The organism is Kribbella sp. NPDC048915 (genome assembly GCF_040649595.1).
Taxonomy (GTDB): Bacteria; Actinomycetota; Actinomycetes; order Propionibacteriales; family Kribbellaceae; genus Kribbella.
Genome location: NZ_JBEZFT010000035.1, coordinates 1 through 14,206, shown reverse-complemented (window position 1 = coordinate 14,206; position 14,206 = coordinate 1). Strand labels below are relative to the sequence as shown.

Below are 14,206 nucleotides of genomic sequence, written 5' to 3'. Positions count from 1 at the left end.
CTTTGTCCGCTTTCATAGACCCATGCAGCTGATCGCGAACGCGCCCGGAGCCGCCCTCACGCGGCGTCGGCACGTCGATCTGCTGCGCGTGAACTCCTCGGGTTGTCGGCCGACGGCGTAGCACCTCCGTCTCCGCCCGTCTCCTCCCGACCCGTAGGAGCACTCCTGTGCGTCGTCTCATCCTGATCGCCCTGCTCGGCTCGATCGCCCAGCTGGTCGACGGCACCCTCGGCATGGCGTACGGCGTCACCGCCAGCACCGCCCTGCTCGTCACCGGGATCACTCCGGCGATCGCGTCCGCGTCGGTGCACCTCGCCGAGGTCGGCACCACGCTGGCCTCCGGGTTGTCGCACTGGCGGTTCGGCAACGTCGACTGGCGCGTCGTCGCGCTGATCGGGGTTCCCGGTGCCGTTGGCGCGTTCGCCGGGGCGACGTTCCTGTCCAACCTGTCGACCGAGTCCGCCTCGGTGTGGGTGGCGGGACTGCTGCTCCTGCTCGGCGTCTACATCCTGGTCCGGTTCGGCACCGGGAAGGTCCGGGCCGTGATCGAAGGCCGTCCGGCGGGCAAGTTCCTCGGCCCGCTCGGCCTCGTCGCCGGGTTCATCGATGCCACCGGCGGTGGCGGGTGGGGACCGGTCGCGAACTCCGCGCTGCTGTCCAGCGGCAAGCTCGCGCCGCGCCGTTCGGTCGGCTCGGTGAACGCCGCCGAGTTCCTGGTGTCGGTCGCCGCGAGCATCGGGTTCCTGTTCGGCCTCGGCGGCCAGAACCTGCCGTTCGACATCGTCGCCGCGCTGCTGATCGGCGGTGTGCTCGCCGCACCGCTGGCCGCCTGGCTGGTGTCGCGGCTGGCGACCCGCTGGCTCGGCGTCGGCGTCGGCCTGGTGCTGATCCTGACCAACGCCCGCACGCTGATGAACGGCCTCGACGTCGCAACCGGTCCGCGCTACGCCGTCTACGCGGCGCTCGTGCTCGGCTGGGCCGCGATCCTCGCATACGGCGTCCGCGCACAGGCCCGCCGTACCGTCCGTGAGGCCGAGCGCCTCCTCGACGAGACCGAGCTCGAGCGCGCTTCCTCCTGAGCTGTCTTCCAGCTTTCTCTTCTCTCACACAGAACAAAGGTCTTCCTGTGAGCATCTCCGCCATCCGTCCGTTCCGCCTGCTCGCTGCCGCCCTCGCCCTGACCCTTGCTGCCGCGGGATGCTCCCGCGCCGACGCCGGGGACGACACGGCTGCCGCCGCCAACGACAAGGGGCCGGCCACCGAGCTGCGGCTCGGCTACTTCCCGAACGTCACCCACGCGGCCGCCCTGGTCGGCCTCGGCAACGGCCTGTTCGCCAAGGAACTCGGCGACACCAAGCTCGTGCCGACCCAGTTCAACGCCGGACCGGAGGCCGTCGGCGCCCTGCTCGGCGGCTCACTGGACGCGTCGTTCATCGGCTCCGGACCGGCCATCAATGCGTACGCGAAGTCCAACGGCGAGGCGGTCCGCCTGATCGCCGGCGCGACCTCCGGCGGTGCGCAGCTGGTCGTCCGGCCGACCATCACCAAGCCGGCCGACCTGGTCGGCAAGACCGTGGTCACGCCGCAGCTCGGCAACACCCAGGACGTGTCGCTGAAGAAGTGGCTCGCCGAGCAGAAGCTGACCGGCAAGGTCAAGGTCACCAACCTGGCGAACGCGCAGACGCTCGACGCCTTCAAGAACGGCGCGGTCGACGCGGCCTGGCTGCCCGAGCCGTGGTCGTCGCGCCTGGTCCTGGACGCCGGCGCGAAGGTCCTGCTCGACGAGGCGTCGCTGTGGCCGGACGGCAAGTTCCCGACCACGGTGCTGATCGTCCGGACGAAGTTCCTCCAGGAGCACCCGGAGACCGTGAAGGCGCTGCTCACCGGGCTGGTCGGCGCGATCGACTTCAGTACGACGAACACCGCCGAGGCGAAGACCGTGGTGAACGAGCAGCTGAAGGCCGGCACCGGTAAGGCCCTGCAGCAGGCCGTCATCGACCGCGCCTTCGAGAACATCCAGATCACCGCGGACCCGGTCGCCGCGACCTTCCCGCAGCTGGCCAAGGACCAGGTCACCGCGGGCATCGCCAAGGAGGCGCCGGCGGTCGCCGGATTCGCCGACCTCGGACCGCTGAACGAGGTCCTCGGCAAGGCCGGCAAGCCCGCGGTCGACGCCGCCGGCCTCGACACCAAGTAAGTAGCCCCAGCCACAGAGGGAGTCGTCATGACCGCGACCGTCGACGCACCGCCCGGCCAGCGCAGCACGGTGCGGTTTCACCAGGTAGGCAAGGCGTTCGGCAGCGGCCGGAGGTCCGTCGTCGCGCTGGAAGGTGTCGACCTCGAAGTCGGCGAGGGCGAGTTCGTCTGCCTGCTCGGCGCGTCCGGGTGTGGCAAGACCACGCTCCTCAACCTGGTCGCGGGCCTGGACCAGCCGACCAGCGGCCGGATCGAGTTGCATTCGTCGCGTCCGGCGGTCGTGTTCCAGGAGCCCGCGCTGATGCCATGGCTGACCGCGGCCGGCAACGTCGAGCTTCCGCTGCGGATGGCCGGCGTACCGAAGGCGCAACGGCGGGCCAAAGCCGCCGAACTGCTGGAGCTCGTGCGGCTGGCCGGTCTCGGCGACAAGCGGCCGCACGAGCTGTCCGGGGGGATGCGGCAACGAGTCGCGCTCGCGCGGGCGCTCGCTTCGACCACCGACAGCGCGGACGCGGGCAAACCGTCGCTGCTGCTGATGGACGAGCCGTTCTCGGCGCTCGACGCGATCACCCGCGACGTTCTCCAGGGTGAGCTGCTGCGCATCTGGCAGGCCACCGGTACGGCGATCCTCTTCGTCACGCACGACGTTCGCGAGGCCGTCCGGCTCGGGCAACGCGTCGTCCTGCTGTCGTCGCGGCCCGGGCGGGTCGTCCAGCACTGGGAGATCGACGGCAGGCCCGACGCCGTCGACGAGATCAACACGGCCCTTCGCAAGGTGATCAGCAGCCATGCCGCAGCTTGAGGTGAAGGACGAGGGCGCCGTCGAGGCCGGCCTCGACGCGCTCGACACTCCTGTCGTCAGACCGGAGGATTCGCGCGTCCGGCGCATCGCGGCGCGGGCCCTGCCGCCGATCGGGGCGATCGTCGTCCTGGTGGCGATCTGGCAGGTGTTGTGGGCGGCGGCGTTCTGGCCCGAGTACAAGCTGCCCGCGCCGGTCGACGTCTGGGCCCGGGTGTGGGAGCTCGTCACGAGCGGGCGGATCGCCGAGCTGTTCTGGGTGTCGGTGCACCGCGCTGTCATCGGGTTCGCGATCTCGTTGCTGATTGCCGTACCGCTGGGGCTCGCGATCGCCAACGTGCGGGTGGTTCGGCGCGGCATCGGTCCGCTGGTGACCGGACTGCAGAGCCTGCCGTCGGTCGCCTGGGTGCCGGCGGCGGTGCTCTGGTTCGGGCTGAACGACCGGGCGATCTACTGGGTCGTGCTGCTCGGTGCGGTGCCGTCGATTGCCAACGGGCTGGTGTCCGGTCTCGACCAGGTGCCGCCGATCCTGCCGCGGGTCGGTCAGGCGCTCGGCGCCGGAAGGCTCGGCAAGATCCGGTTCATCCTGCTGCCCGCCGCGCTGCCCGGGTTCCTCGGCGGACTCAAGCAGGGCTGGGCGTTCTCGTGGCGGTCGCTGATGGCCGCGGAGCTGATCGCGACCTCGCCGGACCTGGGCGAGGGACTCGGGCAGTACCTGCACAACGGCATGTCGCTGTCGGACATCTCGATGGTGTTCGCGGGCATCGGGCTGATCTTCGTGGTCGGCGTCGGGATCGAGCTGCTGGTGTTCCGGCCGCTGGAGAACAGCGTGCTGCGGGCGCGCGGGCTGACGGCGTCAGCACGCTGAAACCCGTGCCGTGACCCGTGGTGGACCGTCTGCCCGTACTGTTGGACCGTGGTCCGATTTCTGCCGTTCCTGATCAGCCTGGTGCTCACGGTGTACGCGCTGTTCTCGTGCATCCAGACACCCGACGAGGACGTGCCGCACCTGCCCAAGCTGCTGTGGATCGTCCTGATCGTGTTCGTCCCGTTCGCCGGGCCGATCGTCTGGCTGCTGATGTCGCGGGCGTACGGCAACCGTCAGCAGCAGGTCGTCCGCCGGCCCGCGACGCAGCCGCCTGCGCGACCGCTGGCGCCCGACGACGATCCGGACTTCCTCAAGTCACTGGACCGCTACCGGGACCCGCGCACCACCGCGAAGCCGGCCGAGCCCACGCCGGAGCCCGCCGACGAGCCCGAGAAACCCCGCGACAGCAAGGGTCCCGAGGACTCCCCGACCGAGACCGACGACGGCAAAGCCTGAGTTTCCCAGGCTCGGCCGCCGCCGGTTCGGGTGCCGCTAGGCGGACTTGCGGTGTTCGGGCAGGAGGGTGTTGTCGCGCTCGGACTCCGTGGTCCCGCCCCAGACGCCGTACGGCTCACCGACGGACAGGGCGTGCTGCCGGCATTCGGGCTGCACCGGGCAGGTCCCGCACAACGACTTGGCCACCATCTCGCGGGCACGCTTGCGAACGCCACGCTCCGATTCGGGCGAGAAGAAGAGCTCCGGGTTGACGTCCCGGCATGCGGCTTGCGACTGCCAGTCCCACAGATCCATGAGCGGGCGGGGCAGGCGAGGCATCCCTCTCGACATGGCAACCTCCTTGACTCACCGTGAGCGCGGACGGGCGCTCGGTGAAAACTATGCTCATCTCTTACACAGTTCAACCCTTGTCGTCTCGAAGTTCGGGCGGCGAAATCTCGCCACCAGGCCGTTGCGGGCCGTGATCGGCCGATTTCAGGCGTGACGGGTGTTCACGTCGCCAATCGGTGTGACATGAGTCACTTCATCGGTGCAAGTTCGTCTGCACGTGCAGATGCCTCAGGCACCGATTTCGGGGTCGAATCGGTAGTACTCGTGGGCACCGTGCGCGGTGTTCCGCTCGCCGGTGAGGGCTCGGATCACGGTCGCGTGGGTGACGGCGAGCAGCGGTCCGTCGGTGTTCGCCGCGTGCCGGGCGAGGGCGGCGTTCGCTCGCTCGCGGACCCGGGAGAGCGGCTCCCAGGGGCGCTGGATGCCGTCCGGCCACTCGCCGCCGTACGTCTCGAGCTCGGCCTGCGCGGCGCGGACGTCGGCGGGGCCGCGCCACCGGCCGGTGTCGTCCGGCAACCAGTCGCGCAGGTCGTGGTCGACCCGGACGCCGAGCGCGAGCCGGTGGCCGATGATCGCGGCGCTGTGCAGGGCCCGGGTGAACGGCGAGCTGACCAGATAGGTCGCGCCGATCCCGCCGAGCAGGTCCGCGAGCTCCTCGGCCTGCTTGCGGCCGAGCGCGGTGAGCGGGGCGGAGTCGGCGGCCATGCCCGGCCAGCCGCGGGAGTCGATCGGCACGTAGTCCGGCTCACCGTGCCGGACCAAGTAGATGTGTGTCACGGGCATGGGCGGCGCCTCGCAGCGATGTACGTGACTGGCATGTCCTACCTGAGATGTCTGGCCCCCGCCCATCCACGCGGGTGGCCGGACGGCGGCTGGAGCGGATCGGCGATCGCCGAGGGAGAGCGCAGCTGGTGCAGTTCCTCGAACAGATTGCCGGGTGACCGGGGGGAGTCGATCCAGCGGATCTCGGTCGCGCCCTGGTGGCCGTGCACCGCCAGGATGGACTCGACGTTCGGCCAGACGGCCGTCGCCGGGTTGTCGCCGCGCCAGCGCAGGGCCACCGAACCGTCGGTGAACTCACACCCTTCCGCCACCACGCCGGTCCCGGACACACCACTGGGATCCCGATACCGAACCAACTCGAAGGTCCGCGGCCTCACCACCTTGCTGCACTCCCCGAAGTCTCGTCCCGGTCTTGCAGCAGTCAACGAGGCCGTCCCCGGATGGTTACTGCCCGGCAAGCTTCCGGGTCATGAAGATCCGCTGCGCCGGATCGAGTCCGAACGCGGTCTCGGCGGCCAGGATCCCCGTCAGGCCAGGCGTGAGTTCGTCCCGCGGCAGCTCCACGAAGCCGAGCCGCGCGTAGTACGGCGCGTTCCACGGCACGCTCCGGAAGGTGCTCAACGTGAGCTTCCGCAGGCCCTGGCCGGCTGCCCAGGTGTCGACGTACGCGATCAGCGCTCGCCCGATGCCCTGCCGCTGGTGTGCCGGGTGCACGCTGAGCTGCTCGATGTGCACGCCGCCGTCGACGAGCTCCACGAACACGTATCCGGTCGGCCGGTCGGCGCTGTCGACCGACACCCACAGCCGGCCGGCCTCGTGCGCCGCCGCCAGGATCTCGAGCTTCGGCGGCGGATGTTCCGCGACGTCGCCCAGACCGACCTCGCGGAACTGCGCGCCGGCGGCAACCTCGAGGTCCTGCAGTCCGGGGAGCTCGTCGCGGTGCGCGGAACGAATGGTCATGGGTGGTATTGTGGTGGATGTGAAGCGCAGCTATTGGCGATTTTTTGAGTGGCCGGCCCTGGTGCCGGGCGACTCAGCCGATCGCTGACGCCCACCCGCAGACACCAGAGCCGGCGAAAAGGCAAGGACATCGTCCTTGCCTTTTCTCGTATCACCAGCCGGCTTGTCTGCGCCTTCGCGGCGGGCCGGCGGAAAGGTCCCCAGTCATGAACACCCTCCCCAAACCGAGCGAGCAGACCGCGGTCGTCGACCGACGGATCGAGAAGACCGTCCCGTTGGTCACGCCGCAGGCGCTGCACGACGAGTTCCCGCTCGGTGACGACCTGGCGCGCACGGTCGCCGACGGCCGCCAGGCGGTGACCGACGTACTCAACGGCGCCGACGACCGGCTGATGGTCGTCGTCGGTCCGTGCTCGGTCCACGACGCGGACGCCGCGTTGGAGTACGCACAGCGCCTTCGGCCGGTCGCCGAGCGGCTGTCCGACGGCCTGCTCGTGGTGATGCGGGTGTACTTCGAGAAGCCGCGCTCGACGCTCGGCTGGAAGGGCCTCATCAACGACCCCGGCCTGGACGGGTCCGGCGACGTGAACCGCGGCCTGCGGACCGCCCTGCGGCTGCTCACCCAGGTCACCGAGCTCGGGCTGCCGGTCGGCTGCGAGTTCCTCGACCCGATCACGCCGCAGTACATCTCGCACACGGTCAGCTGGGGCGCGATCGGCGCCCGCACCGTCGAGAGCCAGGTGCACCGTCAGCTGTCGTCCGGCCTGTCGATGCCGATCGGCATGAAGAACCGTCCGGACGGCTCGATCGGTACGGCGGTCGACGCGATCAAGGCCGCCGCCGTACCGCACGTCTTCACCGGTATCGACCACGACGGCGCGCCCGCGATCCTGCACACCCGCGGCAATCCCGACTGCCACCTGGTACTGCGTGGCTCGGACAGCGGGCCGAACTACGACGCGGAGTCCGTTGCCGGCGCGGTCGAGCTGTTGCGCAAGGCCGATCTGCCCGAGCGGGTCGTGGTCGACGCGAGCCACGGCAACAGCCGCAAGGACCACCGCCGCCAGCCGACGGTGGCCGCGGAGATCGGCGCACAGGTTGCGGCAGGCAACCAGGCGATCGTCGGAGTGATGCTGGAGTCGTTCCTGCAGGAGGGCCGCCAGGACCTCGACCCGACCCGGGAGCTGACCTACGGCCAGTCCATCACCGACGCCTGCCTGGGCTGGGACACGACGGAGGCGGTTCTGCAGGGCCTGCGCGACGCCGCGATCGCCCGCCGCGGGTAGTTCTGTTCACTCTCAGGTCTCGTGCCGGCTACGCGCCGCGCATACAGTGCCGCGCATGACTGAGATCTCCCGGCGCCTGGTGCTCGGGTCAGTGGTCGGCGGGACAGCGGCATCGCTGCTCCCGCCGTCACTGCACACCGCGATGGCGCACCCCGTGAGGCACGGCGGTCTGCACGCGATCGAGCACGTCATCGTGCTGATGCAGGAGAACCGCTCGTTCGACCACTACTTCGGCATGCTGCGCGGTGTCCGCGGGTACGGTGACCGCCGGCCGCTGCGGTTGCGCAACGGCCGGAGCATCTTCCATCAGCCGAAGGCGGGCGGTGGCGAGGTGCTGCCGTTCTCGCTGCGGAAGGCCGCGGCCGATGCGGGCCGCGACCCGGACGACATCCAGTACCTCGGTGCGCTTCCGCACGGGTACGGCGACGCCACGCAGGCCTGGGCCGACGGCTGGAACGACGACTGGGTGCAGGCCAAGACGGCCGCCGCGATGACGTACTACGACCGCCGCGACATCCCCCTGCAGTACGAACTCGCCGAGACGTTCACGATCTGCGACGCGTACCACTGCTCGGTGAACGGATCGACCAACCCGAACCGCAACTACCTGTGGTCCGGGACGACCGGCTACGAACCCGGTACGACACAGCGCGCGGTGACGAACGCGGCGTACTCGTACGACCACGCGGGCTACGAGTGGACGTCGTACCCGGAGCGGCTCGAAGCGGCCGGCGTGTCGTGGCAGATCTACCAGGAGTGGGACAACTTCACCGACAACGCGGTCGAGTACTTCAGGACGTTCAAGGACATCGGGCGGCGGATCCTCGAGCACGTGCCGGGCGGCTACCGGACGACCGAGGAGTTCTACGACAAGCTGTTCGGCTTGAGCGAGGACGAGCGGGCGGTCGCGCTGCAGCAGTTCGAGGCGGCGGTCGGGAAGCTCTCGGCTGCCGACCGGAAGCTGTTCGGCCGCGCGATGTTCCGCTCCGCGCCGGAGACGCTGGTGTCCCGCCTGCGCGCCGACATCACGGCCGGCACGCTGCCGCAGGTGAGCTGGCTGGTCCCGCCCGCGGCCGCCTCCGAACACCCCTCGTCGTCCACGCCGGTCGGCAGCGCCAATCTGATCTACGAGGTACTCGACGCGATCGCGTCCGACCCGGAGACCTGGTCGAAGACCGCGCTGTTCATCACCTTCGACGAGAACGACGGGTACTTCGACCACGTCCCGCCGCCGGTCGCGCCGCGGCCGGACTCCGGCGCCGGCGACGACTGGTACGACGGCCGGCCGATCGGCCTCGGGCCGCGCGTCCCGATGACCGTGGTGTCGCCGTGGACCGTCGGCGGTCATGTCAGCTCGCAGGTCTTCGACCACACGTCGATCCTGCGGTTCCTCGAGCGGTGGACAGGCGTTCGCGAGCCGAACATCAGCGCCTGGCGACGCACGGTCGCCGGTGACCTGACCTCGGCGTTCGACTTCGACCGAACCTACCGGCAGCCGGCGACGCGCCGGCCGGGTCCGATCCCGGCACCGATCAACCGCTGGCACCCTGCACCCCCGGCCGACCAGGCGCTGCCCGAGCAGGAATCCGGTCGCCGTCCGGCTCGCGCACTCCCTTACGGACCGTCGGTTTCCGGCTCGGTTGCTGGTGGCAAGCTCATGCTTGCCCTGAGCAATCACGGCAAGGCGCCGGTGCATTTCGCGATCTATCCGTACGGCAGCGAACTGGCCGCCCCGACCCACCTCGACGTACCGCGGTCGACCTCCGTGGTGATCCCGGTCGACGGCGGGTACGAGCTCGCGATCCAGGGCCCGAACCGCTTCTGGGTGGAGGTCGCGGGCCGGTCGGACGGCGCGGCGGCCGGCCTCGACGTACGGATCGAGAACCGGGCCGGGGCGCTCCAGGTGCACCTCGTCAACTCGTCGCGGCGGACGTTGACCGTCAAGCTGACTGCGCGCAACTACACCACCAAGACGACGACGGTCGAACTGCGCGGGAAGCAGTCGCGGCCGCTGTTCTGGCCGACCGACAGCGGGTGGTACGACCTCGAGGTCACGACGCCCGACGATCCGGCGTACCGGCGCCGGCTGATCGGCCATCTGGAGACCGGTAGGCCGAGTATCACGGGCTGATCGCTCGCTCCACCGGCAGGGGTCGTCTGTGCCATCGTTGTGCGGGTGAGCGCGCACACCGATGGCACAGGCGAGTTCCCGTATCCGGAGACGGACTATCAGGAGACGAACCGCGGTCAGTTCCACTTCAGTACCCGGGCCGGCTGGATGAACGACGTGAACGCGCCGCTGTACTACCGCGGCGTGTATCACCTCTATTACCAGCACGCACCGCACAGCCTGGTCTGGGACACGATGCATTGGGGGCACGCCACCAGCACCGACCTCGTGCACTGGGAGCAACGACCGATCGCCCTCGACCCGAAGATCCACCCAGGTGATCTGTGGTCGGGCGGCGGCGTCGTCGACACCGAGAACACGAGCGGACTGAAGGCCGGCGACCACGACCCGATCATCGTGTACTCCGGCACGAACGGCGTGACTGTCTTCTCCAGCCTCGACGGCGGCGACACGTTCACGCCGTACGACGGCGGGCGGAAGGTGGTGACGCCAGGCGGCACCAGCCGCGACCCGAAGGTGTTTCGCGACCGCGAGCGGTGGGGCATGGTCGTCTGGTCGGACGAGGGCGGCAACGGCGTCGACTTCTACACCTCGGCGAACCTCCTCGACTGGACGTTCGCGTCGCGCTTCCCGGCCGACTGGCTCTTCGAATGCCCGAACTTCGTCCGGATGCCGATCGACGACGGCCATCGCTGGGTCTTGCACGACGCCGGCGGTCAGTACCTCGCCGGCGACTGGGACGGTACGGCGTTCCGCACCGACTGGACCGCGCCGCAGAAGATCAACCAGACCAAGACCTTCGCGGGCGCGGGGTACTACGCCGCGCTCACCTTCGAGAACCCGCCCGACGACCGCGTCGTGTCGATGGCCTGGCAAGGCGAGAACCGCGGCTCGATCTGGACCGGCAACGCGTCTTTCCCGGTCGAACAACGTCTTCGCCACACTGCCGACGGCCTGCGCGTGACCAGCACCCCGATCCGCGAACTCGCCTTGCTGCATGAGCACTCACAGCAGTGGACCGGCCTGACGATTGCCAACGGCAAACAACGCTTCCCGGCCGGCCGCGCCTATGAGCTGCAGGCAACGATCGCCCTCGCGGACACTGCCGGCTTCACCATCCGGCTCCGCCCGGCCCCCGAGGGCGCGGCTCGCGAGATCGTCTACGACGGCGAAACCCTCGACGGCGCGCCCCTGTCGCCCGTCGACGGCAAGCTACGCCTGCAGCTCCTGATCGACCACGGCCAGCTCGACGTCTTCGCCAACGACGGCATCGTCTACCAGTCCTACAACGTCAACTTCGGCGACCACCCGGGCCCGACCGACGTCGAGCTGGAAACCACCGGCACCCTCGTGATCGAGTCGCTGACGATCAATCAGTTGGCCTCGATCTGGAAGCACTGATCAGCGGGCGATCGGTGCGGTGCGGCCCTTCGTGACGGTGAGGAGGTCGGCGGGGGAGAGGCCGATGTCGAGGCCGCGGCGGCCGCCGGAGACGTAGACGGTCTGGTGATCGGTGGCCGTGGTGTCCACGACCGTGGGGAGTGGCCGTTTCTGGCCGATCGGGCTGATGCCCCCGACGACGTACCCGGTACTGCGCTCGGCGGCGGCCGGGTCGGCCATGACGGCCTTCTTGCCGCCGGCCGCGGCCGCGATCGCCTTCAGATCGAGCTGCTTCTCGACCGGGACGACGCCGACCGTGAGCTTGCCGTCGACCTCGACGAGCAGCGTCTTGAACACCTGCTCCGCAGGCAGCCCGAGAGCCTCCGCGGCCTCCAGCCCGTACGACTTCGCGGCCGGGTCGTGATCGTAGGTGTGCGTCGTGAACTCGACCTTCGCCTTCGTCAGCGCCACCGTCGCCGGCGTACCTTGACTCTGCTTCTTCGCCACGGGGGCGAGCTTAACGAGCGCTGATCCGCACGCAGCAGTGACCGTCTCGCGGTGCGAGCTCGGCGCGCAACGGGGAGTCGAGGTTGCTCAGCAGCCCCGCGACGAGCTGCAGGTTCATGCCGCAGACCAGCCGCGGGTGGTCCTTTGCCAGCCGCCGGAACGGGCAGTTCGCGAGCGCGATGCCGTCGCTCTCCGGGCGTGGCTCGAACCCCGCGGCTTCGAGGACCCGCAGCAAGGCGTCCTGGTCGCGGGCGGTGCGGCCGAGCGCTTCGCCGTACTCGCGGGCCCGGCGGTTGACCGCCTCGCGGGGCGTGATGCCGGTGGATTCCGCGTCCTGGATGGCGGCAGCGAGGAGATGGCCGGCGACGGCGTACTGCCGCTCGGGGAGGCTGATCTCGATCTCGCGGTCGGACCGGTGGTACAGCTTGGCGGGCCGCCCGGCCCCCGGACCGGTCCGCCCGGTGCGGCGCTCGTAACAGGTGTCGAGCAGGCCCTCGTCGGTGAGCTTGTCGAGGTGGAACGCGGCCGTGGTGCGCGGGATACCGAGCGCGCTCGCGGCGTCGTCCCGGCTCACCGGCTCCGGCGCGCCCGCGACGTACTCGTAGAGCCGGCGGCGGGTCGGCTCCTCCAGTACGGCGACCGCCTGCATCGAGGCGCTCCGGGAGATGTCCACGGAATGATTCTATCGACAACTCTGGTTGGAGTAACAGTATGATGTGAGTTCGCTGAAACCTCAGGGAGTGTGCAGATGGCGATCTCGGCCGACCTCGAGTCCGTCCCCCTCCATATCGTCGCCCGCCGGGAGGAGATCGACCTTCCCGCCGCGCAGCGTGCCGTCGCGGACCTGCTGACCGCACTCGGGCGGGACCCGCACAGTGCGCATCTCGCGGACACCCCGCGCCGGGTCGCCAATGCGTACGCGGAGATGCTGACCCCGCGCGAGTTCGAGCTCACGACGTTCCCGAACGACGAGGGGTACGACGAGCTCGTGCTGGCCAAGGACATCCCGGTGCAGTCGCTGTGCGAGCACCACCTGCTGCCGTTCCAGGGCGTCGCCCACGTCGGGTACCTGCCCGGCGACCGGATCCTCGGGCTGTCGAAGCTAGCGCGCGTGGTGGAACTGTTCGCGCGGGACTTCCAGGTGCAGGAGCGGCTCACCAAGCAGGTCGCCGACTGGCTCCAGGACCACCTCGCCCCGAAGGGGGTCGGCGTGGTGATCGAGGCCGAGCACCAGTGCATGTCACTGCGTGGCGTCCGCGCCACCGGCTCGCGGACCGTCACCTCGTCCCTGCACGGCACCCTGCGCGAGAACCCGAGCTCCCGCGCCGAGTTCTTCGCCCTCACCGGCCTCACCCCCTGAGCTCCACCGGGACCCCGCTTACCCGGTGAAGTCGGGGGTGCCCACTCGAATTCGGATGAGCAACCCTCCACTCGAAGCGACGACCGGCTCTGGTGACCGCTGTGCGGGTGGGTCGAGCGTGCCGTCCCTCCAGGTGTCTGAGCTGTCCGGGACCGGGAGCCGGGGGAGTCGGGGGATCCGGGGGAGCGGGGGAGTCGGGGGGAGCGGGGGGAGCGGGGGGAGCGGGGGGATCCGGGGGGATCCGGGGGGATCCGGGGGATCCGGGGGATTTCCGACGTGCTCCTACGCCGTGGGATATCCGGCTCTTGTGACCGATCCGTGGACGGGTCTCGGTGACCAAGTCGGCGCCCGCGCTGTACCGGGCTGTGCCGCGCCGTACGACCGCGTTCGCGCCCACGCGATGGGTTCACCCACCGTGTTGTGGGTTCCTGACCCGTGTGAAGGGTGCGGAACCCACAACACGATGGGTGAACCCATCGTGTGGCGGAAAACCCGGAGGCCCCTACGACCACGCCGCACGGACCACGCCGCACGACCACGCCGCACGACCACGCCGCACGACCATGCCGCACGACCATGCCGCACGACCACGCCGCACGACCACGCCGCACGACCACGCCGCACGACCACGCCGCACGACCACGCCGCACGACCACGCCGCACCACCACGCCGCACCAGCACCCCACGCAACCACCCACGCCGTACTACCGCCCCACGTGACGGCACCACGCCGCGCCGTCACTGTGCCGCGCCGTCACCGCGAGTCGAACACCGCTGACCAGATCACCGCCCGCTGATCCACAGTTCCTCCGCGGAACGGCGTACGAGTGGATAACCCCGCACGAGCGCCCACGACGGCCGCGGTCGCCCAGGAGACGCCGACCAGCACGCGGTCGGCCTCCACCCGCGCCGAGCTACCAACCCGGCCAACCCGGCCAGTCCGGCCAGTCCGGCCAACCCGGCCAACCCGGCCAAACCGGCCAACCCGGCCAACCCGGCCGCCGCAGTTCGCCGGGTCCTTACCAGCCCTGCATCTCCTGCGCTGCTGACCCGCGAAAAGATGACATGCAATCGGCTCGCGCGCCAGCGGGCTCGGCGTGGTGAGTCTGGTTGAGGGAGACCTCCTCAGCTCAGACGCATCATCATCGG

16 protein-coding genes are annotated in these 14,206 nt (G+C 69.9%); 10 read left to right on the top strand and 6 right to left on the bottom strand.

Annotated features, from left to right (window positions below):
• The first annotated feature begins 22 nt into the window (after positions 1-22).
• Genes AB0B82_RS19260 through AB0B82_RS19235 form a run of 6 tightly spaced genes read left to right on the top strand, consistent with a single transcriptional unit; the run spans position 23 to position 4,319 of the window.
• Complete coding sequence (locus AB0B82_RS19260) at positions 23-121, top strand: putative leader peptide (protein WP_360169804.1); 99 nt, start codon at positions 23-25, stop codon at positions 119-121.
• Positions 122-167: 46 nt separating this feature from the next.
• On the top strand, positions 168-1,079 hold the full coding sequence (locus AB0B82_RS19255; RefSeq protein WP_360169801.1) for a sulfite exporter TauE/SafE family protein: 912 nt from the start codon (positions 168-170) through the stop codon (positions 1,077-1,079).
• A 47-nt stretch (positions 1,080-1,126) separates the two neighbouring features.
• A complete protein-coding gene (locus AB0B82_RS19250; protein WP_360169798.1) occupies positions 1,127-2,197 on the top strand; it encodes an ABC transporter substrate-binding protein in 1,071 nt (356 codons plus the stop codon).
• A 27-nt stretch (positions 2,198-2,224) separates the two neighbouring features.
• Positions 2,225-2,998 carry an ABC transporter ATP-binding protein gene (locus AB0B82_RS19245; protein ID WP_360169795.1) on the top strand — a complete coding sequence of 258 codons (774 nt, stop codon included), beginning with the start codon at positions 2,225-2,227 and terminating at the stop codon, positions 2,996-2,998.
• Positions 2,985-3,863, top strand: a complete 879-nt coding sequence (locus AB0B82_RS19240) for an ABC transporter permease (RefSeq protein ID WP_360169792.1) — start codon at positions 2,985-2,987, stop codon at positions 3,861-3,863. Before AB0B82_RS19245 ends, AB0B82_RS19240 begins: the two co-directional genes overlap by 14 nt.
• Positions 3,864-3,911: 48 nt before the next feature.
• Positions 3,912-4,319 (top strand): PLD nuclease N-terminal domain-containing protein, encoded by a 408-nt coding sequence (locus tag AB0B82_RS19235; protein ID WP_360169789.1) that lies wholly within the window; start codon positions 3,912-3,914, stop codon positions 4,317-4,319.
• 36 nt (positions 4,320-4,355) lie between these two features.
• On the opposite strand, the gene AB0B82_RS19230 is transcribed toward AB0B82_RS19235, so the two are convergent.
• From AB0B82_RS19230 to AB0B82_RS19215, 4 genes are all read right to left on the bottom strand, one after another.
• The gene (locus tag AB0B82_RS19230; protein ID WP_131350551.1) at positions 4,356-4,649 is read right to left on the bottom strand and encodes a WhiB family transcriptional regulator; all 294 of its coding nucleotides are present in this window, start codon (positions 4,647-4,649) and stop codon (positions 4,356-4,358) included.
• Positions 4,650-4,877: 228 nt separating this feature from the next.
• A complete protein-coding gene (locus AB0B82_RS19225) occupies positions 4,878-5,432 on the bottom strand; it encodes a histidine phosphatase family protein (RefSeq protein WP_360169786.1) in 555 nt (184 codons plus the stop codon).
• A 38-nt stretch (positions 5,433-5,470) separates the two neighbouring features.
• Positions 5,471-5,761: a hypothetical protein gene (locus AB0B82_RS19220; RefSeq protein ID WP_360169783.1), complete on the bottom strand. Its 291-nt coding sequence runs from the start codon at positions 5,759-5,761 to the stop codon at positions 5,471-5,473.
• A gap of 115 nt (positions 5,762-5,876) precedes the next feature.
• Positions 5,877-6,392, bottom strand: a complete 516-nt coding sequence (locus AB0B82_RS19215; RefSeq protein ID WP_360169780.1) for a GNAT family N-acetyltransferase — start codon at positions 6,390-6,392, stop codon at positions 5,877-5,879.
• A gap of 206 nt (positions 6,393-6,598) precedes the next feature.
• Here AB0B82_RS19215 and AB0B82_RS19210 point away from each other — a divergent pair, with 206 nt between their 5' ends.
• The 3 genes from AB0B82_RS19210 to AB0B82_RS19200 are packed head-to-tail and all read left to right on the top strand — an operon-like array spanning position 6,599 to position 11,210.
• Positions 6,599-7,678, top strand: a complete 1,080-nt coding sequence (locus AB0B82_RS19210) for a 3-deoxy-7-phosphoheptulonate synthase (RefSeq protein ID WP_360169778.1) — start codon at positions 6,599-6,601, stop codon at positions 7,676-7,678.
• A gap of 55 nt (positions 7,679-7,733) precedes the next feature.
• Positions 7,734-9,809 (top strand): phosphocholine-specific phospholipase C, encoded by a 2,076-nt coding sequence (locus tag AB0B82_RS19205; RefSeq protein ID WP_360169775.1) that lies wholly within the window; start codon positions 7,734-7,736, stop codon positions 9,807-9,809.
• 45 nt (positions 9,810-9,854) lie between these two features.
• On the top strand, positions 9,855-11,210 hold the full coding sequence (locus AB0B82_RS19200) for a glycoside hydrolase family 32 protein (protein WP_360169772.1): 1,356 nt from the start codon (positions 9,855-9,857) through the stop codon (positions 11,208-11,210).
• On the opposite strand, the gene ybaK is transcribed toward AB0B82_RS19200, so the two are convergent.
• Together ybaK and AB0B82_RS19190 are read right to left on the bottom strand one after the other, a co-directional pair.
• Positions 11,211-11,696 (bottom strand): Cys-tRNA(Pro) deacylase, encoded by a 486-nt coding sequence (ybaK, locus tag AB0B82_RS19195; protein ID WP_360169769.1) that lies wholly within the window; start codon positions 11,694-11,696, stop codon positions 11,211-11,213.
• A 10-nt stretch (positions 11,697-11,706) separates the two neighbouring features.
• On the bottom strand, positions 11,707-12,369 hold the full coding sequence (locus AB0B82_RS19190; RefSeq protein WP_360169766.1) for a helix-turn-helix domain-containing protein: 663 nt from the start codon (positions 12,367-12,369) through the stop codon (positions 11,707-11,709).
• 75 nt (positions 12,370-12,444) lie between these two features.
• On the opposite strand from AB0B82_RS19190, the gene folE reads away from it, so the two are divergent.
• A complete protein-coding gene (gene folE / locus AB0B82_RS19185) occupies positions 12,445-13,056 on the top strand; it encodes a GTP cyclohydrolase I FolE (RefSeq protein WP_360169763.1) in 612 nt (203 codons plus the stop codon).
• Positions 13,057-14,206 lie beyond the last annotated feature (1,150 nt).

Bases quoted from the DNA above. Each gene is read 5' to 3' on its own strand.
- AB0B82_RS19260 (WP_360169804.1), top strand. From the start codon at position 23: ATGCAGCTGATCGCGAACGCGCCCGGAGCCGCCCTCACGCGGCGTCGG.
- AB0B82_RS19245 (WP_360169795.1), top strand. From the start codon at position 2,225: ATGACCGCGACCGTCGACGCACCGCCCGGCCAGCGCAGCACGGTGCGG.
- AB0B82_RS19240 (WP_360169792.1), top strand. From the start codon at position 2,985: ATGCCGCAGCTTGAGGTGAAGGACGAGGGCGCCGTCGAGGCCGGCCTC.
- AB0B82_RS19230 (WP_131350551.1), bottom strand. From the start codon at position 4,649: ATGTCGAGAGGGATGCCTCGCCTGCCCCGCCCGCTCATGGATCTGTGG.
- AB0B82_RS19225 (WP_360169786.1), bottom strand. From the start codon at position 5,432: ATGCCCGTGACACACATCTACTTGGTCCGGCACGGTGAGCCGGACTAC.
- AB0B82_RS19215 (WP_360169780.1), bottom strand. From the start codon at position 6,392: ATGACCATTCGTTCCGCGCACCGCGACGAGCTCCCCGGACTGCAGGAC.
- AB0B82_RS19210 (WP_360169778.1), top strand. From the start codon at position 6,599: ATGAACACCCTCCCCAAACCGAGCGAGCAGACCGCGGTCGTCGACCGA.
- AB0B82_RS19205 (WP_360169775.1), top strand. From the start codon at position 7,734: ATGACTGAGATCTCCCGGCGCCTGGTGCTCGGGTCAGTGGTCGGCGGG.
- folE (WP_360169763.1), top strand. From the start codon at position 12,445: ATGGCGATCTCGGCCGACCTCGAGTCCGTCCCCCTCCATATCGTCGCC.